The sequence below is a fragment of the Roseobacter sp. CCS2 genome (assembly GCF_000169435.1).
Lineage (GTDB): Bacteria > Pseudomonadota > Alphaproteobacteria > Rhodobacterales > Rhodobacteraceae > Yoonia.
Window position 1 is genome coordinate 62108 of the sequence record NZ_AAYB01000008.1, and the last position, 24530, is coordinate 86637.

Below are 24530 nucleotides of genomic sequence, written 5' to 3' on the forward strand. Positions count from 1 at the left end.
GAATAACCATTGCAACTATAGGTAAGGCGGCAGAATGACATAGGCAAGGCTGGAGACTGGCGCTTTGCTGCATAGAAATGCTTGACTGCTAGGTTCTCAATCCTACTTGCCACCCACACCCCTCCCTGCTACATCCCCGCAATCGCTTGGCCTCGGATTCGTTCCGGGGTCTTTGTGGTATTGCCAAAGCCCACGGTTACACGCGGGTCACGGTAGGTCGGGGTTCTCTCCGACACCTCTAAATCGGGCACCTACGGGGGCCTTTAACATCAGGGTCGCGCAAGTGGCCCGCCAAGCAAACGGAAGAAGCTAACATGGCACTCAAGTCGTACAAACCGACGACGCCGGGCCAGCGTGGGCTGGTGCTGATCGACCGTTCGGAGCTTTGGAAAGGACGTCCTGTCAAATCCCTTACTCAGGGTTTGACTAAATCGGGCGGCCGGAACAACACCGGACGGATCACTATGCGTCGTATTGGTGGGGGCGCAAAGCGTCTTTACCGCATCGTCGATTTCAAGCGTAACAAGCTGGACATGTCCGCTGTTGTCGCACGGATCGAATATGACCCGAACCGCACCGCATTTATCGCGCTGATTCAGTACGAAGACGGTACACAGAATTACATCCTTGCCCCGCAGCGCCTCGCTGTTGGTGACAAGGTGATCGCATCTGCCAAGGCTGACATTAAGCCCGGCAACGCCATGCCATTCAGCGGCATGCCAATCGGTACGATCATTCACAACATCGAAATGAAGCCAGGCAAAGGCGGCCAGATCGCCCGTGCAGCCGGCACCTACGCCCAGTTTGTGGGTCGTGATGGTGGTTACGCGCAGGTCCGTCTGTCTTCTGGTGAATTGCGCCTGATCCGTCAGGAATGCATGGCCACTGTCGGTGCTGTGTCGAACCCCGACAACTCAAACCAGAACTTCGGTAAAGCGGGCCGGACCCGTCACAAGGGCATCCGCCCAAGTGTCCGTGGTGTTGCCATGAACCCGATCGACCACCCGCACGGTGGTGGTGAAGGCCGCACATCTGGTGGTCGGACGCCTGTCACACCTTGGGGTAAAGATACCAAGGGCAAGCGCACCCGTAACAAAAACAAAGCATCGCAGCGCCTTATCGTGCGTTCGCGTCATGCCAAGAAGAAGGGTCGTTAAATATGGCTCGTTCCGTCTGGAAAGGCCCCTTTGTGGACGCCTATGTTTTGAAAAAAGCAGAAGCATCCCGCGAAAGCGGCCGCAACGAAGTGATCAAGATCTGGTCGCGTCGTTCTACTATCCTGCCTCAGTTTGTTGGCCTCACCTTTGGTGTGTACAACGGCAAGAAGCACATCCCTGTTAACGTTAGCGAAGACATGATTGGTCAGAAGTTCGGTGAATATTCACCAACACGGACCTACTATGGTCACGCCGCTGACAAAAAAGCGAAGCGGAAATAAGCCATGAGCAAGGATAAAAATCCCCGCCGCGTGGCCGATAACGAAGCAATGGCAAAACTACGCATGCTCCGTACCTCCCCGCAAAAGCTGAACCTCGTTGCTGGCCTGATCCGCGGCAAGAAAGTTGAGCAGGCATTGACTGACCTGACTTTCAGCAAAAAGCGGATTTCGGACGACGTGAAGAAATGTCTTCAGTCGGCCATCGCCAACGCCGAAAACAACCACAACCTTGACGTCGATGAACTGGTCGTCGCAGAGGCGTATGTCGGCAAGAACCTGACCATGAAGCGCGGACGCCCACGGGCCCGTGGCCGTTTTGGCAAGATCATCAAGCCGTTTGCAGAGATCACCATCAAGGTGCGTCAAGTTGAGGAGCAATCATAATGGGTAACAAAGTAAACCCGATCGGTATGCGTCTTCAGGTCAACCGTACCTGGGATAGCCGCTGGTACGCTGACACCAAAGACTATGGCGATCTTTTGTTGGAAGACTTGCGTATCAAGGACTTCATCAAGAAAGAATGCGCACAGTCCGGCGTCAGCCGCGTGATCATCGAACGTCCGCATAAAAAGTGCCGCGTCACGATCCACGCAGCACGCCCTGGTGTGATCATCGGCAAGAAAGGTGCAGACATCGAAGGTCTGCGCAAGAAACTTGCTGCACTTACAGACAGCGAACTGCACCTGAACATCGTTGAAGTCCGCAAGCCAGAACTTGACGCAGCCCTGGTTGCCGAAAGCATTGGTCAGCAGCTGGAACGCCGTGTGTCTTTCCGTCGCGCGATGAAGCGTTCGGTCCAGAACGCCATGCGCATGGGTGCCCTGGGTATCCGGGTTAACCTTGCCGGTCGTCTGGGCGGTGCTGAAATTGCCCGTACCGAATGGTACCGTGAAGGTCGCGTGCCACTGCACACGCTGCGCGCCGACATCGACTATGCGCTGTATGAGGCGATGACGCCTTATGGGATCATCGGCATCAAGGTCTTCATCTATAAAGGTGAGATCATGGAGCACGATCCATCAGCGCACGACCGCAAACATGCTGAGCTGCAAGAGGGCGCTGTCCCTCGCGGCCCGCGTCGCTAAGGGGAGCTGATTTAAATGCTACAGCCAAAGCGTACAAAACACCGGAAACTGCACAAAGGCCGTATCCGTGGTGAAGCCAAAGGCGGTTCTGATCTGAACTTCGGCACATATGGCCTCAAAGCCATTGAGCCCGAGCGGATCACAGCCCGCCAAATCGAAGCCGCACGCCGTGCCATGACGCGTCACATGAAGCGTCAGGGCCGTGTCTGGATCCGGATTTTCCCGGACACTCCAGTAACGTCCAAGCCCGTTGAAGTGCGTATGGGTAAGGGTAAAGGTTCCATTGATTTTTGGGCATGCAAGGTCAAACCTGGCCGCGTGATGTTCGAAATCGACGGCGTGAGTGAACCCATCGCCCGCGAGGCCCTGCGCCTTGCCGCGATGAAGCTGCCGATCAAGACACGAACAATCGTTCGCGAAGATTGGTAAACCGTTAAACCCGAAGGATTTGACGGGGTACGGTGTAGCGAATTTGCGCAGCAAACTCGCGGGCCGTACACGGTAAACATAAAGAGCCCCTGCCGAGAGATCGGTGGGGGCTTTTTGTTTTTGGGTTTGTAGGGACCGCTATCACCATCGCCAATTTTGATATGAAATGTGGTTGCAGCCACGTCACAATTCCGAATTCCATATTTTGAAATTCGATACAATTTATTAAAAACAAGTCGTTACATCCGTTTTGCCATGTGGACAGTGTTGGGCGCAAACCCGCCTAGACTGTTGTCGCCATCAGTACAAAACAGGTCATCGGGTATTGATCGCGTCAGCATTAGAAACAGTGCCGTTGCCTACATCAAACAGGCCGTTGTTTAGACCATGTGTACTATCGTATGCAAATTCCAGACGAGTTTTGGCACAGCCACTTTTAGCGTTTCCCTTTCATATCTCTATTTAGGAAACCATATCCATGCTCTCATTGCGCAATGCGGTCGTTCAATCATCTTTGCTTATACTTATTGCTTGCGGCGGTGGTGGCGGTGGAGGTGACGGCGATAATCCAGGTGGCGGCGGCCCGGACATTACCCCAAACCCAGATTTGGTCTATGCAGATGACCAGCCTGTCACGCGCGAAAGCGTTATCGGCAAAACATTTCCCATTCAACTGGTTGTCGGCTCTGCAAGAGATGGTGGAATTCCGCGCCGCGAGACCGCATCGATTGAGTATGTAACCGCGGATAAAGCGATCATCACTTATAATGGGACATCAACAGAGTTTAACTATCGCAACGCCCTTAGTCAGGAAAACTGGACAAGTGGCGCATCGAATTCGGGTGGTGGTTTATTGCAAGATCTGCGACTAGATCGGGTAACAAAGGCCGCGCGCGGTATTGCCATTGGTAATTCATCTATAGCGAACCCTGATTTGCCGCTGGCCGAAGGCGTCTTTGGGTTTGTGACCCCTGAGAACCGATTGACTGGCAGCGTCAACTATAGCTCAGACTTCGGCTCAAGGATGTTGATTACGGCAACCGATTGGGTCGAACAAGATGACGGTAGTTTTGATCGGGTTGAACGCGTTGTGGAAACTGGCGGTGAAACCGTTAGCATTTCGGCTGATTTCAGTACGGGGATCGTTTCGGGGACTTTATTTGATGGTAGCTATAGCACCATTGATGACCGCCAAAATGGAAATAGTTCTGTGACACATGACGTTACAGTCACGCTTGAGAATGCTGTTGTGGATGGGTCTGGCTTTACCGGTGATATCAATGTCATGACAACTGCCAGTAGCAATCTACGCGAAGAGATAAATGGTGGCGTTGGGCCGCAGGGTGATATTCTGCCGTCTACTGTTGTTATGAACTCTCAGGATGCTGAGGGAACATTCTTTGGATATGACGCCCAAGGTGTCGGTGGTACATTCGAAGCCAACTTTGACGAGACTTTTTATCGGGGTGAAAATCCCTTTGACGGGGTCGACGCTGAAGAGGTGACCGAGAACCGTACCATCGTTGGCGACTTTCTCGTCAACAACTGATACGATCTAAGCATGTTCGATATGCAGCCAAGCGACCGGCTGCATACCGACGCTTTCTTTAGCCGTGTTTGGGCAGCCATCACCATCTTCGGTAGCGTCGTCGCCCGCGGAACCGCACGGGGATGATCTCGGGAAACCCGAAGAGCATCAGAACGCCTTGCGCGAATAACACAAATCCAATGGCCTGCGCGATCCGCCCCGCCCGAAACGTGCGATTGACCATGTGGGTGCTACGCATTTCACCCGTTTCGGCGTTATAGCGGCCTTCGACGATGTCGCCTGATTGGTGCGGTTTGGGGCGCGTCCAGATGGACCCGGTGTATTCCGGTCTTGGGCGCATTTCTGTGACAAGTCCGAAGACGGGCCGATACATACGGTCGCCATCGTTATTGTATTTTTCGTCAACTTGCAGAACGATCAGTGTGGCAGGTTCGGACGTATCCAAAAAGGTTTTCGCAGGCACGGCGAAGATTGAACCGATGACGTAGCAAAATGCACCGGCAAATAAACTGAGAAGGGCCTTGCGCCACATAATATCTCCTTATTTCTGGGGAGATATGACATTAGCCGATGTGGGGCCTTTGGCCCAAGGGGATTAAATTAAGGGTTTTCCCACTTGTTTTGGGACAGTGGTTCAGATGATGGGCGGAATACAGATTGGTCTGCGATCAGTCCCACCTATAATTAAAACTCACCGATATCCGCTCTTCTTCGCTCATATTCATCGGCACCTCGTGCCGCAGCCAGCTTTCCCACAGTAGCACGTCACCGACTGCGGGTTTGGCGTAGAAGAATGTGCGCAGCTCGTCCCGCGCGTCTTTCACCCGCGTGGGGGCGGCCATCATCATCGCCAGTCTTGGGTCTTCGAATTTGATCGCACTCGCGCCGTCGGGCATGGCGACATAGGTCGTCCCGCTGATCACGGAATGCGGGTGGATGTGGCTGGTGTGGATACCGCCTTCGGGCAGGATGTTGATCCAGATATCTTCGAGTTGCAGTTTCTTGTCGCCCAAGTCGAAAGCCAAGTCCTCAGCAAACGCCGCGACATGGGCGTCGAGGGCGGCAACGAGATCTTTGAAGATCGGGAACCGCCATGGCAGATCGCTGAGCGACGCATAAGAGGTGTAGCCCGGAAAGCCGTTCTCTTCGCACCAGTCTTGCCCCGCTTCATCTTCATCGGCGATGACAAGGCAAGAGTTTTCAAGCTCGGAAGGGTCTATGGGTGCGCCATGGGCGGACAGCTTGGCGTGGTAGAGGCGGGTCGCGAAGAGGGATTTGATATCTGACATGAAGACTTCATATCCGGGCATTGCGCCAAGGTATAGGGATGAGGTCAGTCGTTACTTAATCTAGTGTGAAGTACAAATTCATGATTAGTTTGATGAATAGAGGTTTCGCTGGCACAGGTTTTAGATGAAGCTATTTTCCGCCGTTTTGTTTTGGGTTTTTTGCCTGCTGAGTTTGGCAGGGCCCTTGAAAGCTGATCAATGGGGTTCGGTTGTTATTTCACACTGCTATGACCTGGATGACCGACAGTACCAACAGCACTTCTTTGTTCGGGTATTCTGGACGGAGGTTGGCGGTGGTCAGTTCTACCGTGAAAAAGCTATAGCTGATGGTCCACGCCACGTCAGTGCGATAGAGGATAATCCAGAATCATGCGTTATAGATGGTGTGCTGGTTCGTTTCGAATTGTTGGACTATGTCGCAGCGCCGCGTCCCGGAAGATGTGGGCTTTGTGAACAAACAGGTTTCCGATTAACGGCCGATGGCGTGACAATTTGGGAAACGCCAAGCCCAGATGTCAGGGGAACACCGATATTCAACGGAACGCTTGATGTAGATCGCGATATGGCACGTATATGTGCTGAGCAAACACCTGAGGAATTGGGTGTTCAGCTACCTTACGAACCTGATTTCTTTTCATCTAAGACCAGTATGTTAGTTTGCGAGACGATTTCACGCTAAAGCAGGGGAAACCCCCTTGCCACACACCCGCAACCTCCCTATACGGTCCACTTCTACCCCCCCACTCCATCGGGAATCGGGTGACGTGTTTCACGGCCTGCCGATGATGTTGACAAAGGAATATGGCATGAACGCCAATGAACTGCGGGACAAAACGCCCGATCAGCTCCGTGAAGAGCTGGTGAACCTGAAAAAAGAATCCTTCAATCTGCGCTTTCAGCAGGCCACTGGTCAGCTTGAAAACACAGCCGGTATTCGTGCGGCCCGCCGTAACGCTGCCAAGGTCAAAACAATTCTGAACGAAAAAGCAGCGTCCGCTGCCAAGGAGGCTTAATCTATGCCTAAGCGTATCCTAGCCGGGGTTGTCACAAGCAACCAAAATGCTCAGACCGTCACAGTATCGGTTGAGCGTCGTTACAAGCACCCGCTGCTTCAGAAAACTATTCGTAAGTCGAAGAAATATCGCGCTCACGATGAACAGAACGCATTCAACGTTGGTGACCAAGTTCGTATCCAGGAATGTGCACCAAAGTCGAAAACGAAACGCTGGGAGGTTATTGCCTCTTAAGGTAGTAGCACCCGGTTCAATCGAAACCCTGGGCCCCCGGACAGAAATCGGGACTTGCCCATAGGTCGGAAGGAAACCAAATGATCCAGATGCAGACCAATCTGGATGTTGCTGACAACAGCGGCGCACGCCGTGTTCAGTGCATCAAGGTTCTGGGTGGTTCTCACCGTCGTTACGCCAGTGTTGGGGACATCATTGTCGTTTCGGTGAAAGAGGCCATTCCACGCGGTCGCGTAAAGAAAGGTGACGTCCGTAAGGCCGTCGTCGTACGCACCGCCAAAGAAGTTCGCCGTGACGATGGCACAGCCATTCGTTTTGACAGCAACGCTGCTGTCATCCTCAACAACAACAACGAACCCATTGGTACACGTATCTTTGGCCCAGTTGTTCGCGAGCTGCGCGCAAAGAACTTTATGAAAATCATCTCACTTGCTCCGGAGGTGCTGTAATGGCTGCTAAGCTCCGCAAAGGTGACAATGTTGTCGTTCTGACTGGCAAGGACAAAGGCAAGACTGGTTCAATCACCAGCATCGACCCTAAGTCTGGCAAAGCCATTGTGGACGGTATCAACATGGCGATCCGTCACACAAAGCAATCTCAGGCAACACAGGGTGGCCGCACGCCAAAGGCGATGCCGATCCAACTGTCCAACCTTGCGATCACTGACAGCAACGGCAAACCAACCCGCGTCGGCTTCCGCATGGATGGCGACAACAAGGTGCGTTTCGCCAAGACAACAGGGGATGCGATCTAATGCTTGATACTGCAAACTATACCCCGCGTCTGAAGGACCTTTATGCATCCACTATCCGTGGTGCGATGAAAGAAGAGTTCGGCTATAAAAACGACATGCAGATCCCACGTTTGGACAAAATCGTTCTGAACATTGGCTGCGGTGCAGAAGCTGTCCGTGACAGCAAGAAAGCAAAAACCGCGCAGGAAGATCTGACAACCATCGCCGGCCAAAAGGCCATGACAACACGCGCCAAGAAATCCATCGCTGGTTTCCGCGTCCGTGAAGACATGCCGCTTGGTGCAAAGGTGACTTTGCGCGGCGACCGTATGTTTGAATTCCTTGATCGTCTGATCACGGTTGCTATGCCACGTATCCGCGACTTTCGCGGCGTGTCTGGCAAATCCTTCGACGGCCGCGGCAACTATGCCACCGGCATCAAAGAGCACCTGATCTTCCCAGAGATTAACTTCGACAAGATCGATGAAAACTGGGGCATGGACATCGTGATCTGCACAACAGCGAATACTGACGCTGAAGCAAAGGCACTGTTGAAAGCTTTCAACATGCCGTTCAACAGCTGAGGGGACATTAGATATGGCTAAGAAATCCATGATTGCACGCGAAGTGAAGCGTGAAAAGCTGGTCAAGCAATACGCCGAAAAGCGTGCCGCCTTGAAGGCAATCATCAATGACAAAGAAAAGCCCGTAGAAGACCGGTTCAAGGCAACTCTTGAACTGGCCAAACTGCCACGGAACTCTTCTGCGACCCGTTTGCATAACCGTTGCCAGCTCACCGGGCGTCCACACGCCTATTACCGCAAACTCAAGATCAGCCGGATCGCGCTGCGGGACCTTGGTTCCAATGGCGAAATTCCCGGTATGGTCAAGTCAAGCTGGTAAGGAGCACATATTATGAACGATCCTATCGGTGATATGCTCACACGTATCCGCAACGGCCAAATGCGCGGCAAGGCAGCGGTGGAAACACCTGCGTCCAAACTGCGCGGTTGGGTGCTGGATGTGCTGTCTGACGAAGGCTACATCCGCGGTTACGAAAAGAAGGACGGCAAAGACGGTCATCCTGCTTTCTCGATCGAGCTGAAGTATTACGAGGGTGACCCGGTCATTCGCGAAGTGAAGCGGGTTTCAAAGCCTGGCCGCCGCGTTTACCTGGGCTCCAATGACATCCCATCCGTCCGTCAGGGCCTGGGTGTGTCGATTGTCTCCACCTCGCAAGGTGTGATGTCGGATGCAAAAGCACGCAGCGCCAATATCGGCGGCGAAGTGCTCTGCACTGTATTCTAAGGGGATAACATGTCTCGTATTGGTAAAAAACCGGTTGAGCTGCCATCAGGCGTTACCGCCTCTGTGTCAGGTCAAACCGTTGAAATGAAAGGCCCCAAAGGGACCCGGACTTTCAAAGCCACCGACGACGTCACCATCAGTGTTGATGGCAACGTCGTTACTGTAGAACCACGCGGCAAATCCAAGCGCGCGCGCCAGCAGTGGGGCATGAGCCGCACAATGGTTGCGAACTTGGCCACTGGCGTTTCCGAAGGTTTCAAGAAAGAGCTTGAACTGTCGGGTGTTGGTTACCGTGCACAGATGCAGGGCAATGTCCTGAAACTGTCATTGGGCTACAGCCACGATGTTAACTTTGAAGTGCCTGAGGGTGTCACAGTGACATCTGCAAAGCCAACTGAAATTCTGGTCGAAGGTATCGACGAGCAGCAGGTTGGACAGGTTGCGGCGAATATTCGCGCTTGGCGTAAGCCCGAACCCTACAAGGGCAAAGGCATCAAGTACAAAGGCGAATACATCTTCCGCAAAGAAGGCAAGAAGAAGTAAGGAACGCACAAATGGCAAACAGCAAAAGAACTCTGTTTCTGAAGCGCCGCATGCGCGTTCGGAACAAACTGCGGGGCGTGACAGCCAACCAAGGGCGTGCGCGTCTTTCGGTGCACCGCTCAAACAAGAACATCAGCGTCCAGCTGATCGACGACGTGAACGGCGTGACACTCGCGTCCGCTTCGTCGCTCGAAAAGGATCTGGGCGTGGTCGGCAAAAACAACGTCGAAGCCGCTTCCAAAGTGGGCACTGCAATTGCAGAGCGCGCCAAGAAAGCCGGTGTCGAGGTTGCGTATTTCGACCGTGGTGGTTTCCTCTTTCACGGCAAGATCAAGGCTTTGGCCGATGCAGCCCGTGAAGGTGGTTTGAAGATCTAAGAAAAGCGTAGGCCGGGGGTTCTTCCCCGGCTTCGATGATCCGGGGCATGTGCCACCGTGATTGGACAATCGGCCAACCGGCCAGACATAAAGGACGCCACTATGGCAGAACGTGATAATAACCGGGGTGGCCGCGGCCGCCGTGACGAAACACCAGAGTTTGCAGACCGTCTGGTCGCAATCAACCGTGTTTCTAAAACAGTCAAAGGCGGTAAGCGCTTTGGTTTTGCTGCACTGGTCGTTGTTGGCGACCAAAAAGGCCGCGTCGGCTTTGGTAAGGGTAAGGCGAAGGAAGTTCCTGAAGCGATCCGCAAGGCGACCGAGCAAGCCAAGCGCCAGATGATCCGTGTTGCATTGCGCGATGGCCGGACACTGCACCACGACATCGAGGGCCGTCACGGCGCCGGTAAAGTGGTCATGCGCACAGCCCCCGTTGGTACCGGTATCATCGCCGGTGGTCCAATGCGTGCCGTGTTTGAAATGTTGGGTGTGCAGGACGTTGTGTCCAAATCCATCGGGTCCCAGAACCCTTACAACATGATCCGCGCCACCATGAATGGTCTTGGCAAAGAACAATCGCCCCGCAACGTCGCACAGCGCCGTGGCAAAAAAGTTGCTGACATTCTGCCCAAGCGTGAAACCGTTGATGAGCAAAGCGATGTGGCCCACAACACCACAGCCGCCGAAGCCACAGCCGACGCGTAAGGAGATCTGAACAATGGCTAAAACAATCGTCGTCAAGCAGATCGGTTCCCCGATCCGCCGCCCCGCCAAACAGCGTGCCACGCTGATCGGTCTGGGCCTGAACAAGATGAACCGCACCAAAGAACTGGAAGACACACCTTCCGTGCGCGGCATGGTCAACTCGATCAGCCACATGGTCGAGATCATCGAAGAAAAAGGTTAAATCGGGAGTCGGGGTGAACCCCGACCTACGGTTTGATGGATTAGGCGCCTCGCAGGAAACTGCGGGGCGTTTTTATGTTTTGGATGTATCGTGTACTGAATTGTAAACTTCATATTCAGGAGGACTGAAAATGGATCTGAAGGAATTTATTTCGCAGACTGTTAGCGCCATCGCTGACGCTACAAATGAGTTGCAAGAGAAGTATGCCGACGATGACATAGTAATTAATCCGCCCTCAGCGCTGTCGGGCACTGATGTGTTTCAGCCGAATAGCCAGAATTATACCCTACGACGGGTTCAGAATGTACAGTTTGATGTCGCAGTAACCGCATCATCTGAAACGTCTGGTGGTGGAAAGGCAGAAATTAAAGTTTGGTCAATGTCGCTGCAGGGAGGTGCTGACATAGCCAAGAACGCAGAGCAAGTTAGTCGCGTTGCCTTTTCCATTCCGATGACACTTAAACCTTCAGTTCATGAAGCAACAAACCTTGATGAGAAAAAGAAAAACTCCGAAAAAGCTAATGCCCCAACACCGACGCAGAAGATGCCGATGGCGGGACGCCGATAAACCTCGCCCGGCTTGCCGGGCAGCGGCCGACCTCCCCCAGGAGGCCGCTTTTGCAACGTCTCACCATGAATTGACATTTACGATTACTTTGAGGGCGCGCGTCAAACGGATGTTTCGAGGCCTCCAGGTCGGCCGCTGCCCTACCGTCTCGCTAATCACTAACGCCGCGTTAACCCATCCCATCGTGCGCACCTTTAACCCAGCAAAACCCTTACTACTGTACGTACAGGTTATGTACGCTTTGCATACGCAATCTGTACGCCGCACTTCCCTTCTTTTTATGCCTGTTAACTACAATTTCCACCAATTATGCCGAATCCATGAAATCACCGCACCGCCTGTTGCATCTCCCACTTGATCCACCCCCGCCATCCGTCTATACGCCGCTAGTCGGCAGGCTTACGCCCCCGACTCAGATGTAACGCCGTGTTTGGCCGCTCCCGTCGCTGGGGGCCAATTCCGGCAAGAGGAGAAGCGACATGAAACTGAATGAACTATCCGACAACCCGGGCGCAACCAAGCCAAAGCAACGCATTGGCCGTGGTGCAGGGTCCGGCAAAGGTAAGACCGGTGGCCGTGGTATCAAAGGTCAGAAATCCCGTTCCGGCGTTGCCATCAAAGGCTATGAGGGCGGTCAGATGCCCCTTTATCAGCGTCTGCCAAAGCGCGGCTTTAACAAACCGAACCGCAAGACATTTGCTGTCATCAACCTTGGTCTGATCCAGAAATTCATCGACGAAGGCAAGATCGACGTCAAAGCGGACATCACCGAAGATGCGCTGGTTGCATCTGGTCTGGTCCGCCGCAAAAAGGACGGTATCCGCGTTCTGGCCAAAGGCGATTTCAAAGCCAAAGCAAAGATCGCAGTGACCGGTGCCTCCAAGGGCGCTGTAGAAGCTGTCGAAAAAGCGGGCGGTTCACTGACTGTCACAACACCGGCAGCGGCTGAGTAAGACCTTGTGAGCGGCGCACCCGTCGCTTACATAACTCTTCATGTTTTCCCAAACGCCGCGCACCGGGAAACGGTGTCGTGGCGTTTCTTATAAAAAGAGACCCATATGGCTTCTGCAGCAGAGCAAATGGCAGCCAACGTCAGTTGGAGCGCCTTCGGCAAAGCAACTGAATTGCGCCAGCGGATCATGTTCACGCTTGGTTTGTTGATCATCTATCGCCTTGGTACGTTCATTCCGGTGCCCGGCATTGATGGCCTTGCACTGTCACAGTTCATGGAAGACGCCCAAGCGGGCATCGGCGGTATTTTGTCGATGTTCACCGGTGGTGCGTTGTCCCGGATGGCGATCTTTACCCTTGGGATTATGCCCTACATCTCGGCCTCCATCGTGATGCAGCTTTTGGGTTCCATGTGGGAACCGCTCAAGAACCTCAAGAAAGAGGGCGAACAGGGGCGGCGCAAGCTGAACCAATATACTCGCTATGGTACTGTCTTTTTGGCCACAGCGCAGGCTTATGGCTTGGCTGTCAGCCTTGAAGCCGGTGGTCTTGCAGCCAACCCTGGCGCATTCTTCCAGGCCTCTACGGTGATCACTATCGTGGGCGGCACCATGTTCCTGATGTGGCTGGGTGAACAGATCACAGCACGCGGTATCGGTAACGGTATTTCGCTGATCATCTTTGTCGGCATCATTGCTGAAATCCCTGCGGCGATGGCCCAGTTCCTGTCCCAAGGTCGTTCGGGTGCGATCAGCACGCCGGTCGTTGTGGGCATCATCATCATGCTGATCGTCGTGCTGACCTTTGTGGTCTTCATGGAGCGGTCATTGCGCAAGATCCACATTCAGTATCCGCGCCAGCAGCGCGGGATGAAGGTCTATGATGGCTCAACCAGCCACCTGCCGATCAAGGTAAACCCGGCGGGCGTGATCCCTGCGATCTTTGCCTCTGCCTTGCTGTTGCTGCCGACGACCATCAGTACGTTCAATGGTGGCTCGTCCGGGCCGCTGATGTCGACGATCCTCGCGCTCTTTGGCCCAGGCCAGCCGCTTTATCTGTTGTTCTTTGGCGGCATGATCATCTTCTTCACGTATTTCTACACCCGTGAGGTTGCCTTCAAGACAGAGGACGTGGCCGAAAACCTCAAGAACCAGAACGGTTTTGTGCCCGGTATTCGCCCCGGGAAAAAGACCGAGGAATATCTGGATTATGTGGTGACGCGTATTCTGGTGCTGGGTTCAGGTTATCTGGCACTGGTCGCCCTGCTGCCAGAGATTATTCGCGCTGAGCTGGCCATTCCGTTCTACTTTGGCGGTACGTCGATCCTGATTATTGTGTCGGTGGGTATGGACACCATCCAACAAATCCAGTCTCATCTGGTGGCACATCAATACGAAGGCCTGATTGAGAAGTCTCAACTGCGTGGCAAGCGTAATGGAAAACGTAAAGGGCCATCGCGTCGATGAATATCATTCTGCTGGGACCGCCTGGGGCGGGTAAGGGGACACAGGCAGCCAGGCTTGTGGAGAAACGCAACATGGTGCAACTCAGCACCGGTGATATGTTGCGCGCGGCCCGAACCAGTGGAACCGAAATGGGCAATATGGTTGCCGCCGTGATGGACCGCGGTGATCTGGTCACCGATGAGATTGTGATCGGCCTGATCCGCGAACAGCTGGAAAGCGATCAAGGCAAGGGCGGGTATATCTTTGATGGCTTCCCACGGACACTGGCACAGGCCGATGCATTGGGTAATCTGCTGGTCGAGATGGGCGAAAACCTGGATGCGGTGATCGAACTGCAGGTTGATGATGATGTTCTTGTTGAGCGGATTGTCGGCCGGGCCAAAGAGGCCGAAGCGGCTGGTCAGCCCGTGCGCGCGGACGACAACGAAGAAAGCCTGCGGGTGCGTCTGATGGCCTATTACAAACAGACCAGCCCTTTGATCGGCTATTATCATGCCAAAGGTGATTTACAGTCTGTAGATGGCCTTGCCAGCATGGATGATGTGGCGACCAGTATCGCGTCTGCATTGCGCAAAAGCGAATAGTTACCTGAAATTCACACATGGCTGCACGGGTGCCTTGACCCTATGGGAAATGCCCCCTAAACAGCGCCATCCCTAGCGGGAATCAATTTGTGGTTAAGGGGTCGCCCCCCGGCATCACAGAACACCTCGATATGACGCAGCCCGGCGCCCTTATAGGTCCGGGCTTCCGTTGTGAAAAAAGGGTCTGGAATGACGGACCCGCAACGAAAAGGAATTGCACACGTGGCACGTATTGCCGGCGTAAACATCCCGACTGCAAAGCGGGTTCCAATCGCCCTTACTTATATCACCGGAATTGGCAACGCCAAAGCCGAAGAAATCTGCGAAGCGGTCAAGATCGACCGCGCGCGCCGTGTTAACCAGCTTTCTGATGCAGAAGTGCTGTCGATCCGCGAATACATTGACGCCAACCTGATGGTTGAAGGCGACCTGCGTCGCGAGACACAGATGAACATCAAGCGTCTGATGGACCTTGGGTGCTACCGTGGCCTGCGCCACCGTCGTAACCTGCCGGTGCGTGGTCAGCGTACTTCGACAAACGCACGTACACGCAAGGGTCCTGCAAAGGCCATTGCCGGTAAGAAGAAATAAGGGAGGCTTGATCAATGGCACGTGATACAAAACGCACCAAAAAGAAGGTTTCCAAGAACATCGCAGCTGGTGTTGCGCATGTGAATTCTTCTTTCAACAACACAAAAATCCTGATCTCTGACGTGCAGGGCAACGCCATTTCATGGTCGTCTGCTGGCACAATGGGTTTCAAGGGTTCGCGGAAATCCACACCTTACGCGGCCCAAATGGCTGCTGAGGATGCAGGCAAGAAAGCACAAGATCACGGCGTGAAAACGCTCGAGGTTGAAGTGCAGGGCCCCGGTTCCGGTCGTGAAAGCGCGCTGCGCGCATTGGCCGCTGTTGGTTTCAACATCACATCAATCCGTGACGTGACCCCAATGGCCCACAACGGTTGCCGCCCACCAAAGCGCCGCCGCGTCTAAGTATTATCCAAACGCCTTGGGGCCGTGTTTTACACACGGTCCCAATCCGTCATTTTAACCTCGGGCGTTTGCCTTTTTGGACATGAAGGCAGACTAGTATGGAGGGACATATGATCCACAAAAACTGGGCTGAGTTGATTAAGCCAACTCAATTGGAAGTAAAGCCGGGCAACGACCCCGCGCGTCAGGCAACCGTCATTGCAGAACCACTTGAGCGTGGCTTTGGTCTGACATTGGGCAACGCCCTGCGCCGCATTTTGATGAGCTCCCTTCAGGGTGCCGCCATCACTGCCGTGCAAATTGACAACGTCCTGCACGAGTTTTCATCCGTGTCTGGTGTGCGTGAAGACGTCACCGACATCGTGCTGAACCTCAAGGGTGTCGCGATCCGTATGGAAGTCGAAGGGCCGAAGCGTTTGTCCGTTCAGGCCAAAGGCCCCGGCGTTGTGACCGCTGCGGATATTTCGGAGACTGCGGGGATCGAGGTGCTGAACAAGGATCACGTGATCTGCCACCTTGATGATGGCGCTGATCTGTACATGGAACTGACCGTCAACACCGGTAAGGGCTATGTATCCGCAGACAAGAACAAGCCAGAAGATGCACCGATCGGCATGATGTCCGTCGATGCGATCTATTCGCCTGTCAAAAAAGTCAGCTACGACGTGCAGCCAACCCGCGAAGGTCAGGTTCTGGACTATGACAAGCTGACCATGAAGGTCGAAACAGACGGGTCGCTGACACCTGATGATGCGGTCGCTTATGCAGCCCGCATTTTGCAGGACCAGCTGTCGATCTTCGTCAACTTTGATGAGCCTGAATCAGCACAAGCAGGTCAGGATGATGATGGTCTAGAGTTCAACCCGCTTCTGCTCAAGAAAGTGGACGAGCTGGAACTGTCTGTGCGTTCGGCAAACTGCCTCAAGAACGACAACATCGTGTACATCGGCGATCTGATCCAGAAAACCGAAGCAGAAATGCTGCGCACACCGAACTTTGGCCGCAAATCCTTGAACGAGATCAAGGAAGTGCTGTCAGGCATGGGTCTGCACCTTGGCATGGATGTTGAGGACTGGCCGCCGGACAACATCGAAGATCTGGCCAAGAAGTTTGAAGACCAATTCTAAGTTCAACGTAAGGTGGATCATGATCCACCTTACCCCCCGGGCAATCCCGCCCCAATAACGGAGCTGGCGTCACGCAGCGCAACAGCCCACCCTAATTACAAAATGGAGACTATCACATGCGTCACGCAAGAGGTTACCGCCGCCTGAACCGCACACATGAACACCGCAAAGCGCTGTTCGCGAACATGGCAGGCTCGCTCATTGAACATGAGCAGATCAAAACAACATTGCCCAAGGCCAAAGAACTGCGCCGCATCGTTGAAAAGCTTGTTACATTGGGCAAACGCGGCGACGATCACGCGCGCCGTCAGGCAAACGCGCAGCTGAAGCAGGCAATGCACGCAGAAAAATTGTTCAACGTCATCGGCCCGCGCTATAAAGAGCGTCAGGGCGGCTACATCCGCATCATGAAAGCGGGCTTCCGCTATGGTGACATGGCGCCGATGGCGATCATCGAATTCGTCGACCGCGATGTTGATGCGAAGGGTGCGGCCGACAAGGCGCGTCTGGCTGAGTATGAGAACGTCGAAGACTAAGGTTTTCTGACTGAAGAATTTTGAAAGGCCTCGCATGTTTGCGGGGCCTTTTGTTTTGGTGAGTGGCTGGGTTGCATCCAGAGTGCAGAGAAACCCTAACATTTCCCCTTACACTAGCATCAAATTTAATGTGCAATTTGGACAAATAGTATTACACGGTAGAAAATGATCCAACCGCTCGCCTACTTGATGTTCTGTCTTATTTTTAGTCTTTGGGGCGCAGGCTATAAGCTTGGCAAAGGAGCCAGGTGGGTGCCGCCCCGCTTAATCATTTTTACTAGATTTCTGTCGATTACTGAAAGAGCTTTTCATCGAAGCCTGAACGATAGGTCTTTCCTGTCATTGCATAAAAATCGGAAAACCATTTCCTACAGATTTTATGCGTGGGCACTGTCGTTGTCTGACCATTCAAAACTTGACGATCAACAAAAAATCGAGCGTGGAATGTGGATGCAATCGGTCATCATTTCGGCAGTAGGGATAATCCTTTTACCGATCTTGCAGTTCTATTTTGAGTTTTGAAAGATGGTTCAATAGACCTTGAGTACAAGCGGCAGCTTCGTCCCACATAGCCAACCATCTTCGCGTCCTCCGGTAAGCCTCCCCAAATCAGATAGCTTGCAATCATCCAGCGCTCCGAACATATCTTTGGGGATCATGGCTGATCTCTTCGACACCACACCCACTGACACCCCCGCAGGCCCGCGCCCGCTGGCGGATCGGTTGCGGCCCAAGGCGTTGTCCGAGGTCATTGGCCAGCAACAGGTGTTGGGTGCAGATGCCCCATTGGGCACGATGCTATCCTCGGGGTCGTTGTCGTCGCTCATTTTCTGGGGTCCGCCCGGTGTAGGTAAGACCACTATTGCGCGGTTGCTCGCGGACGAGACGGACCTGCATTTCGTCCAGATCAGTGCGATCTTCACGGGTGTGCCTGACCTGCGCAAAGTCTTCGAGGCCGCCAAGATGCGCCGTCAGAATGGCAAAGGGACCTTGCTGTTTGTCGATGAAATCCACCGTTTCAACAAAGCCCAGCAGGATGGCTTTCTGCCTTACATGGAAGACGGCACGATCTTGTTGGTGGGGGCGACGACAGAAAACCCCAGCTTTGAATTGAACGCCGCGGTGCTGAGCCGGAGCCAAGTGTTTATCCTCACGCGGCTGGACCTCAAGGACCTTGAGTTGCTCGCACAACGGGCTGAGAAGGAATTGGGCAAAGCGCTGCCTTTGGATGGCCCCGCCCGCGATGCCTTGCTCGAGATGGCCGATGGTGATGGCCGTGCGCTGTTGAACCTGATTGAGCAGATCAGTGCCTGGAAAACGGATGGTAGGCTGACCACCGACGATCTGACCAAACGCCTAATGAAACGTGCTGTCAAATACGACAAATCGGGGGATGAGCATTACAATCTGATCAGCGCCTTGCATAAATCCGTGCGCGGCTCTGACCCGGATGCAGCACTTTATTGGTTCGCCCGGATGCTGGCAGGTGGCGAAGACCCACGGTTTCTGGCCCGCCGCATCACACGCATGGCGGTTGAGGATATCGGGCTGGCCGATCCGCAGGCGCAGGCCGTGTGTCTGCAATCTTGGGAGACGTACGAGCGACTTGGAAGCCCGGAGGGTGAACTCGCTTTGGCGCAGGCCGTCACCTACCTCGCGCTCGCGCCGAAATCGAATGCGACTTATGTGGCCTATAAGGGCGCTGTTGCGGCGGCCAAGCAGACTGGGTCTGAACCGCCACCGACCCATATCCTGAACGCGCCAACGACGTTGATGAAAGAGCAGGGGTTTGGCGCAGGCTATAACTATGACCACGATGCCGAAGATGGGTTCAGCGGCCAGAACTATTTCCCAGAGACGATGAAGCGTGGCGTCTACTACGTCCCCGTGGACCGCGGGTTTGAGCGTGAGCTGAAAAAGCGCGTTGATTTCTTTGCGGGCCTGCGTGCCAAGCGCGAAAAAAACTAAGAGGCCGCGCAGCTGTGCGCGCAAGAATTGACAAACGGCTACCGAACCGCCACAGCACCCGCATGATGACACCTGTGATCTCTGTGGCTCTTGGCGGGGCTTTGGGCGCTGTGCTGCGTTACCTTGTTGGGCTAGCCGTGGCCTTTCCAATGGGCACGCTTGCGGTCAATGTGATCGGATCGTTTGCGATTGGGCTGGTCTGGGTTTTGCTGGCCGCGCGTGGTTTGCAGCATTGGTTGCCGTTTGTGATGACGGGGCTGTTAGGCGGCTTTACGACGTTCTCTGCTTTCTCGCTTGATACGATGCGCCTTGTCGAAGCGGGCCGGGTTACTGCGGCTGGCGGATATATCCTGGCCTCTGTCATCCTTTCTATTTTCGCTTGTGCCGCAGGGCTATGGCTTGCCAGAGGAATAACAACATGAGCGGCGTACAAACCCGGGTGATTGGCCCTGATGATGGCGACCAGCGGCTTGATCGCTATTTGCGCCGCCTGTTCCCGCATCTGACCCAAGGGCGGATTGAAAAGATGTGCCGCAAGGGTGAGGTGCGCGTCGATGGGGGTCGCGTGAAGTCGAATTCGCGCGTTGAGGTAGGCCAAAAAATCCGCATTCCGCCATTGCCAACCGAGGAAGAGGCGGCTGCGGCGGCATCACTCGCCAAGCATGGTGTGACCAAGGCGGATGCCAAGCTGATCCAGTCCTGTGTGATCTACAAAGACGACCATATCATCGCGATCAACAAACCGCATGGTTTGGCCACACAGGGCGGTACAAATACCACGCGCCATGTGGATGGGCTGTCTGAGGCGTTGATGTTTGACTACGACGAAAAACCGCGTCTGGTGCATCGCCTTGATAAGGATACATCCGGTGTGCTGCTTTTGGCCCGCACGCGTATGATGGCCAAGCAATTGACCGAGAACCTGAAACATCGCGAAACGCGCAAGATTTACTGGGCGGCTGTCGCGGGTGTCCCGCATCCGCGCGCGGGCACGATCAAATATGGTCTGGTGAAAGCCCCCGGTCACGGTCGCGGTGGCGAGAATGAAAAGATGCGCTGCGTGCATCCGCGTGATCTGGACAGTGTTGAGGGCGCAAAGCGCGCGACATCTGATTATGCGGTGATGGATACGCTGGCCAGCCGTGCCGCATGGTGCGCTTTGGTCCCGATTACGGGCCGCACGCACCAGTTGCGCGCGCATATGGCCGAAATTGGGCATCCGATTGTGGGTGATGGCAAATACGGCGGGTCGGGCCAGGAAAACCTTGGCGATGGCTGGGGCGCTGGTATGGGCAGTGAAATTGGGCGCAAGCTGCATTTGCATGCACGCAGTTTGACGATAGAACACCCCGCGACAGGGGCAACCTTGCATCTGACCGCACCACTGCCAGAGCATATGCAGAACACGTGGGACTTCGTGGGGTGGGTTGTGGGCCACGCGCCGGTTGATCCGTTCAATATGCCCGATGCGTGATTTGCGACTGGTGATCTTTGACGTCGACGGCACGCTTGTCGACAGTCAGGCCGAGATTATGGCGGCGATGACGCTGGCGTTTCAGTCCGAAGGGTTGGCGCTGCCGGATCGCGCGACGGTCCTGTCCATCGTGGGCTTGTCACTGGCAGAGGCGTTTGTTGTACTTTGCCCAACGGCAGATGCGCCCCAGCGCGCGCGGCTGGTCGACGCCTACAAGGATGCTTTTGTCAGCTTGCGCAGTGACAATCAGGAAATGGGCCCACTGTTCCCCGGCGCGATGAACGCATTGGATTTGCTGCGCGCGCAGGATCACACCTTGCTGGCAGTGGCGACGGGCAAATCACGGCGGGGCTTGGATAAGGTGCTGGAACGGCATGGGCTGACGGGTGTGTTTCATTCCGAACAGGTGGCGGATCATCATCCGTCAAAGCCGCACCCTTCGATGATCCTGACGGCGTTGAATGAAACCGGAGTTACCCCAGAAAAGGCTGTCATGTTGGGTGACACGACCTATGACATGGACATGGCGCGCGCGGCAGGGATCAAAAAGATCGGGGTGACATGGGGCTATCATGCCGCCGACACCCTGCAACCTGATGCAATGATTGAAGATTTCACAGCGCTACCGGGTGCTGTGGACCAACTGATAGGGTCTTGATGCGATGAGCGATTGGCAACCCAAACGGTTCTGGAAACAGGCACAGGCAGAGGTATGCGAAGGTGGGTTTACCGTTAAGCTGGACGGTCGTCTGGTGCGGACCCCGGCCAAGGCGGCGCTGACGGTGCCAACGCTGGCCATGGCGGATGCGATTGCAACGGAATGGGATGCGCAGGAAGAACTGATCGACCCACGCACGATGCCGGTAACGCGCGGGGCGAATGCCGCGATTGACAAGGTGCGCACGCAACGAAGCGAAGTGATTGCCTTGCTTGCGGAATATGGCGACAGCGATTTGCTGTGTTACCGTGCCGCCGGGCCGGAAGGGTTGATCCAACGGCAGGCCGAAGGCTGGGATCCAATGTTGGATTGGGCGGCTGATACGCTGGGCGCGCGGCTTTTTGTGGGCGAAGGCGTCATGCATGTCACGCAAAAGCCCGATGTGCTGTCCAAACTCACAACAGAGGTTGCGACATTTGATGATTTCGCGCTTGCGGGGGTGCATGACCTGATCAGCCTGTCAGGATCATTGATCTTGGCCCTTGCCATCACCAAAGATGCGATCGCGGTTGAAGACGCATGGCTGCTGTCGCGCATAGATGAGCATTGGCAAATCGAACAATGGGGCGCCGATGAAGAGGCCGCAGCCGCGGAACTGACCAAGAAAACGGCTTTCCAGGATGCTGCCCGCTTTTATCAACTTTCGCTGACGTGATGGAAACGCACTGTTTACGGCGAAATCACCAAAAAAGTGCCTAATTTCGCGTCATTTGGTCGCCGTTTTATGTCACTTACCCTTGACTCCAAGCCAGAATAAACAAAGTCTTTGTCCATTGAGTTGGAAGCTTCCAACTTATTCATCGTGACTGTCTATCGGGACGGGAAAAAATGACCACCCCGCGTTGGGGTGGAAACTCAGGAAGAGGTAAAAATGAAAAAAACCGCATTTTATGGCGCACTAACTGTTGCTGGCTTTGCTGCAAGCATGGCTTCTGCCGCGACATTGGATGACGTCAAAGAGCGTGGCGTGTTGAACTGTGGCGTAACAACTGGCCTTGTTGGCTTTGCATCACCTGATGCGAACGGCGTATGGGACGGTTTCGACGTTGGCGTATGCCGCGCGGTTGCCGCTGCCGTTCTTGGCGACAGCGATGCTGTTGAGTTCGTACCAACAACCGGTAAGACACGCTTTACAGCGCTGGCTTCTGGTGAGATCGACATGCTGGCACGTAACACAACATGGACATTCAGCCGTGACGTCGACCTGAAGTTCGAATTTGTTGGCATCAACTACTACGATGGTCAGGGTTTCCTGGTCCCACGTGATCTTGGCGTTTCGTCCGCCAAAGAACTTGATGGCGCAACTGTCTGCATCCAGACAGGCACAACAACAGAGCTGAACCTGGCGGATTACTTCCGTTCCAACAACATCAGCTACGAGCCTGTGCCAATTGAAACCAACGCTGAAGGTCAGCAGCAATACCTTGCTGGTGCATGCGACGTTTACACAACTGACGCATCCGGTCTGGCTGCGACACGTGCAGCGTTTGAAAATCCTGCAGACCACGTTGTTCTGCCGGAAATCGTTTCCAAAGAACCACTCGGCCCGCTTGTCCGCCACGGCGACAATGACTGGGCAGACGTTGTGCGTTGGTCTTTGAACGCACTGATCGCAGCTGAAGAGCTGGGTGTCACATCTGCCAACATCGAAGAGCTGGCAGCCGCACCAACTGGTAACCCAGAAGTGAACCGCCTGTTGGGCACCGAAGGTGAACTGGGCGCGATGCTGGGTCTGGAAGCAGATTGGGCAAAGAACGCGATTGCCGCTGGTGGTAACTACGGCGAATTGTTCGAAAAGAACATCGGCGAGAACACACCAATCGGTCTGGCACGCGGTCTGAACGCACAGTGGACAGACGGTGGTCTGCTTTACTCCCCACCATTCCGCTAAGGAATTCGGGTAAGAATAAAGGGCGCGGTTACGACCGCGCCCTTTCACCAAGACGATCATAAAAATCGGCGCATACGAGTTGCCCAAGCAACCAATATAACAAGTGCCGGAGTAACGGGGAAAATATAATGACGTCGGTCACAGACCCACCACAGGGGTCGTTCCGCCTGTCGATGCTACTCAACGACACGCGCTATCGATCCTACACATTCCAATTCATTGCACTGGTGCTGCTGATCGCCTTCATGGCGTATCTGGGTATCAATCTGGTGCGTAACCTTGCCGCCCAGGGTTTGAACATCTCGTTCAGTTTCCTTGGCGATCCGGCGGGGTATGACATCAACCAGCGCCCCATCGAATACGACAGCCAATCGACGCACCTGCGTGCTGCGGTGGTCGGTATTTTGAACACGCTGATCGTGGCCTTCTTGGCCTGCGTGACCGCGACCATCTTTGGCGTAACCGCAGGCGTTTTGCGTTTGTCCAGCAACTGGGTCGTGCGCAAACTGATGTCATTTTATGTTGAGATTTTCCGGAACATCCCGGTGCTGATCTGGATCATCATCATTTTTTCGATCATGACTGTCGCCATGCCGGCACCCCGCGCGTTCAGGGGGGACAACGCAACATCCAGCATGTTGTTTGAATCCTTCGCCTTCACTAATCGGGGCGTTTATTCACCGGCGCCTGTCATTGATGGTGCGGCAGGTTGGATCGTGGTCGGCGTTTTTATCGCTTCGATCATCGGCATTTTTGCCTACCGCAAGTTTGCCACCAAAAAGCTGTACGATACGGGCCAGCTGTTGCCGACGTTCTGGCCATCTGTTGCCATGTTCTTTGTGCCAACGATCTTGGTCTATTTCATCTTGGGGCGTCCGATCACGTTGGATTACCCGTCGCTGCAAGGTTTTAACTTCCAAGGTGGTCTACACCTGCGGGGATCATTGATCGCGCTTTGGTTCGCTTTGGCGATCTATACGGGTGCGTTTATCGCGGAAAACGTGCGGGCTGGTATTCAGGCGATTTCAAAAGGCCAGACAGAGGCTGCGGCCTCACTTGGTTTGCGCCCCGGTCGGATCATGAACCTTGTGGTCCTGCCACAGGCGTTGCGGGTCATCATCCCGCCGCTGATTTCGCAGTATCTGAACATCACCAAGAACAGCTCGCTTGCGATTGCAGTGGGTTACATGGATGTGACCTCTACTCTGGGCGGGATCACCCTGAACCAGACAGGCCGCGCGATTGAAGCGATCCTGCTGTTGATGTTGTTCTACCTCACGATCTCTTTGCTGATCTCGGGCGTCATGAACGTCTACAACAATTCTGTTAAGTTGCAGGAGCGCTGAT

The 24530-nt window shown here is 54.4% G+C and carries 35 protein-coding genes; 33 read left to right on the plus strand and 2 right to left on the minus strand.

The annotated features are described in order from the left end of the window. The first annotated feature begins 314 nt into the window (after positions 1-314). The 6 genes from rplB (at position 315) to RCCS2_RS16800 (ending at position 4501) form a co-directional block, all read left to right on the plus strand. Positions 315-1157, plus strand: coding sequence for a 50S ribosomal protein L2 (gene rplB / locus RCCS2_RS16775; RefSeq protein ID WP_037294453.1), 843 nt, complete (start codon positions 315-317; stop codon positions 1155-1157). Between the two features lie 2 nt (positions 1158-1159). After that, positions 1160-1438, plus strand: a complete 279-nt coding sequence (gene rpsS / locus RCCS2_RS16780) for a 30S ribosomal protein S19 (protein WP_008236480.1) — start codon at positions 1160-1162, stop codon at positions 1436-1438. A gap of 3 nt (positions 1439-1441) precedes the next feature. Next, positions 1442-1822: a 50S ribosomal protein L22 gene (gene rplV, locus RCCS2_RS16785; RefSeq protein ID WP_008236481.1), complete on the plus strand. Its 381-nt coding sequence runs from the start codon at positions 1442-1444 to the stop codon at positions 1820-1822. Next, on the plus strand, positions 1822-2523 hold the full coding sequence (gene rpsC, locus RCCS2_RS16790; protein WP_008236482.1) for a 30S ribosomal protein S3: 702 nt from the start codon (positions 1822-1824) through the stop codon (positions 2521-2523). The genes rplV and rpsC overlap by 1 nt, the downstream gene beginning before the upstream one ends. Positions 2524-2538: 15 nt before the next feature. Further along, the gene (gene rplP / locus RCCS2_RS16795; RefSeq protein WP_008236483.1) at positions 2539-2952 is read left to right on the plus strand and encodes a 50S ribosomal protein L16; all 414 of its coding nucleotides are present in this window, start codon (positions 2539-2541) and stop codon (positions 2950-2952) included. Between the two features lie 514 nt (positions 2953-3466). Next, a complete protein-coding gene (locus RCCS2_RS16800; protein ID WP_156788604.1) occupies positions 3467-4501 on the plus strand; it encodes a transferrin-binding protein-like solute binding protein in 1035 nt (344 codons plus the stop codon). Between the two features lie 79 nt (positions 4502-4580). On the opposite strand, the gene RCCS2_RS16805 is transcribed toward RCCS2_RS16800, so the two are convergent. After that, entirely contained in the window at positions 4581-5033 is a 453-nt protein-coding gene (locus RCCS2_RS16805; RefSeq protein ID WP_008236490.1) for a hypothetical protein, read from the minus strand. 136 nt (positions 5034-5169) lie between these two features. Next, positions 5170-5790, minus strand: a complete 621-nt coding sequence (locus RCCS2_RS16810) for a TIGR02466 family protein (RefSeq protein ID WP_037294455.1) — start codon at positions 5788-5790, stop codon at positions 5170-5172. A gap of 124 nt (positions 5791-5914) precedes the next feature. Between RCCS2_RS16810 and RCCS2_RS16815 the strand changes: the two genes are divergently transcribed. From RCCS2_RS16815 to RCCS2_RS16950, 27 genes are all read left to right on the plus strand, one after another. Then, on the plus strand, positions 5915-6469 hold the full coding sequence (locus tag RCCS2_RS16815; RefSeq protein WP_008236494.1) for a hypothetical protein: 555 nt from the start codon (positions 5915-5917) through the stop codon (positions 6467-6469). A gap of 127 nt (positions 6470-6596) precedes the next feature. Beyond that, complete coding sequence (gene rpmC, locus RCCS2_RS16820) at positions 6597-6803, plus strand: 50S ribosomal protein L29 (RefSeq protein WP_008236495.1); 207 nt, start codon at positions 6597-6599, stop codon at positions 6801-6803. Positions 6804-6806: 3 nt separating this feature from the next. Continuing rightward, complete coding sequence (rpsQ, locus tag RCCS2_RS16825) at positions 6807-7037, plus strand: 30S ribosomal protein S17 (RefSeq protein WP_008236497.1); 231 nt, start codon at positions 6807-6809, stop codon at positions 7035-7037. Positions 7038-7117: 80 nt separating this feature from the next. After that, entirely contained in the window at positions 7118-7486 is a 369-nt protein-coding gene (gene rplN / locus RCCS2_RS16830; RefSeq protein ID WP_008236500.1) for a 50S ribosomal protein L14, read from the plus strand. Beyond that, complete coding sequence (gene rplX, locus RCCS2_RS16835; RefSeq protein ID WP_008236502.1) at positions 7486-7791, plus strand: 50S ribosomal protein L24; 306 nt, start codon at positions 7486-7488, stop codon at positions 7789-7791. The genes rplN and rplX overlap by 1 nt, the downstream gene beginning before the upstream one ends. Continuing rightward, complete coding sequence (rplE, locus tag RCCS2_RS16840) at positions 7791-8354, plus strand: 50S ribosomal protein L5 (protein WP_008236503.1); 564 nt, start codon at positions 7791-7793, stop codon at positions 8352-8354. The genes rplX and rplE overlap by 1 nt, the downstream gene beginning before the upstream one ends. A 13-nt stretch (positions 8355-8367) precedes the next feature. Then, the gene (gene rpsN / locus RCCS2_RS16845; RefSeq protein ID WP_008236504.1) at positions 8368-8673 is read left to right on the plus strand and encodes a 30S ribosomal protein S14; all 306 of its coding nucleotides are present in this window, start codon (positions 8368-8370) and stop codon (positions 8671-8673) included. A 12-nt stretch (positions 8674-8685) separates the two neighbouring features. After that, on the plus strand, positions 8686-9078 hold the full coding sequence (rpsH, locus tag RCCS2_RS16850; RefSeq protein ID WP_008236505.1) for a 30S ribosomal protein S8: 393 nt from the start codon (positions 8686-8688) through the stop codon (positions 9076-9078). Positions 9079-9087: 9 nt separating this feature from the next. Then, entirely contained in the window at positions 9088-9621 is a 534-nt protein-coding gene (gene rplF, locus RCCS2_RS16855) for a 50S ribosomal protein L6 (protein WP_008236506.1), read from the plus strand. A gap of 11 nt (positions 9622-9632) precedes the next feature. Continuing rightward, on the plus strand, positions 9633-9998 hold the full coding sequence (gene rplR, locus RCCS2_RS16860) for a 50S ribosomal protein L18 (protein WP_008236508.1): 366 nt from the start codon (positions 9633-9635) through the stop codon (positions 9996-9998). Between the two features lie 102 nt (positions 9999-10100). Beyond that, positions 10101-10703 (plus strand): 30S ribosomal protein S5, encoded by a 603-nt coding sequence (gene rpsE / locus RCCS2_RS16865; protein ID WP_008236510.1) that lies wholly within the window; start codon positions 10101-10103, stop codon positions 10701-10703. 13 nt (positions 10704-10716) lie between these two features. Continuing rightward, positions 10717-10905 carry a 50S ribosomal protein L30 gene (gene rpmD / locus RCCS2_RS16870; protein ID WP_008236512.1) on the plus strand — a complete coding sequence of 63 codons (189 nt, stop codon included), beginning with the start codon at positions 10717-10719 and terminating at the stop codon, positions 10903-10905. A gap of 130 nt (positions 10906-11035) precedes the next feature. Next, positions 11036-11473 carry a trypco2 family protein gene (locus tag RCCS2_RS16875; protein ID WP_008236515.1) on the plus strand — a complete coding sequence of 146 codons (438 nt, stop codon included), beginning with the start codon at positions 11036-11038 and terminating at the stop codon, positions 11471-11473. A gap of 479 nt (positions 11474-11952) precedes the next feature. Further along, positions 11953-12426, plus strand: a complete 474-nt coding sequence (gene rplO, locus RCCS2_RS16880; protein ID WP_008236517.1) for a 50S ribosomal protein L15 — start codon at positions 11953-11955, stop codon at positions 12424-12426. 105 nt (positions 12427-12531) lie between these two features. Further along, positions 12532-13890: a preprotein translocase subunit SecY gene (gene secY, locus RCCS2_RS16885; RefSeq protein WP_008236519.1), complete on the plus strand. Its 1359-nt coding sequence runs from the start codon at positions 12532-12534 to the stop codon at positions 13888-13890. Next, a complete protein-coding gene (locus RCCS2_RS16890; RefSeq protein ID WP_008236522.1) occupies positions 13887-14474 on the plus strand; it encodes an adenylate kinase in 588 nt (195 codons plus the stop codon). Before secY ends, RCCS2_RS16890 begins: the two co-directional genes overlap by 4 nt. A gap of 222 nt (positions 14475-14696) precedes the next feature. Next, positions 14697-15065 (plus strand): 30S ribosomal protein S13, encoded by a 369-nt coding sequence (rpsM, locus tag RCCS2_RS16895; protein WP_037294479.1) that lies wholly within the window; start codon positions 14697-14699, stop codon positions 15063-15065. A 14-nt stretch (positions 15066-15079) separates the two neighbouring features. Then, the gene (gene rpsK, locus RCCS2_RS16900) at positions 15080-15469 is read left to right on the plus strand and encodes a 30S ribosomal protein S11 (RefSeq protein WP_008236527.1); all 390 of its coding nucleotides are present in this window, start codon (positions 15080-15082) and stop codon (positions 15467-15469) included. A 110-nt stretch (positions 15470-15579) separates the two neighbouring features. Beyond that, entirely contained in the window at positions 15580-16596 is a 1017-nt protein-coding gene (locus RCCS2_RS16905; protein ID WP_008236530.1) for a DNA-directed RNA polymerase subunit alpha, read from the plus strand. Between the two features lie 116 nt (positions 16597-16712). Further along, positions 16713-17132 (plus strand): 50S ribosomal protein L17, encoded by a 420-nt coding sequence (rplQ, locus tag RCCS2_RS16910; protein ID WP_008236531.1) that lies wholly within the window; start codon positions 16713-16715, stop codon positions 17130-17132. A 657-nt stretch (positions 17133-17789) separates the two neighbouring features. Continuing rightward, a complete protein-coding gene (locus RCCS2_RS16920; RefSeq protein WP_008236535.1) occupies positions 17790-19100 on the plus strand; it encodes a replication-associated recombination protein A in 1311 nt (436 codons plus the stop codon). Between the two features lie 62 nt (positions 19101-19162). Further along, positions 19163-19522 (plus strand): fluoride efflux transporter CrcB, encoded by a 360-nt coding sequence (crcB, locus tag RCCS2_RS16925; RefSeq protein ID WP_008236537.1) that lies wholly within the window; start codon positions 19163-19165, stop codon positions 19520-19522. After that, positions 19519-20574, plus strand: coding sequence for an RluA family pseudouridine synthase (locus tag RCCS2_RS16930; RefSeq protein WP_008236538.1), 1056 nt, complete (start codon positions 19519-19521; stop codon positions 20572-20574). The genes crcB and RCCS2_RS16930 overlap by 4 nt, the downstream gene beginning before the upstream one ends. After that, on the plus strand, positions 20567-21232 hold the full coding sequence (locus RCCS2_RS16935; RefSeq protein ID WP_008236539.1) for an HAD-IA family hydrolase: 666 nt from the start codon (positions 20567-20569) through the stop codon (positions 21230-21232). The genes RCCS2_RS16930 and RCCS2_RS16935 overlap by 8 nt, the downstream gene beginning before the upstream one ends. 4 nt (positions 21233-21236) lie before the next feature. Next, a complete protein-coding gene (locus RCCS2_RS16940; protein ID WP_008236540.1) occupies positions 21237-21947 on the plus strand; it encodes an ATP12 family chaperone protein in 711 nt (236 codons plus the stop codon). 216 nt (positions 21948-22163) lie between these two features. Then, positions 22164-23183 carry an amino acid ABC transporter substrate-binding protein gene (locus RCCS2_RS16945; protein ID WP_008236541.1) on the plus strand — a complete coding sequence of 340 codons (1020 nt, stop codon included), beginning with the start codon at positions 22164-22166 and terminating at the stop codon, positions 23181-23183. 128 nt (positions 23184-23311) lie between these two features. Continuing rightward, positions 23312-24529: an amino acid ABC transporter permease gene (locus tag RCCS2_RS16950; protein ID WP_008236542.1), complete on the plus strand. Its 1218-nt coding sequence runs from the start codon at positions 23312-23314 to the stop codon at positions 24527-24529. Position 24530: the final 1 nt, after the last annotated feature.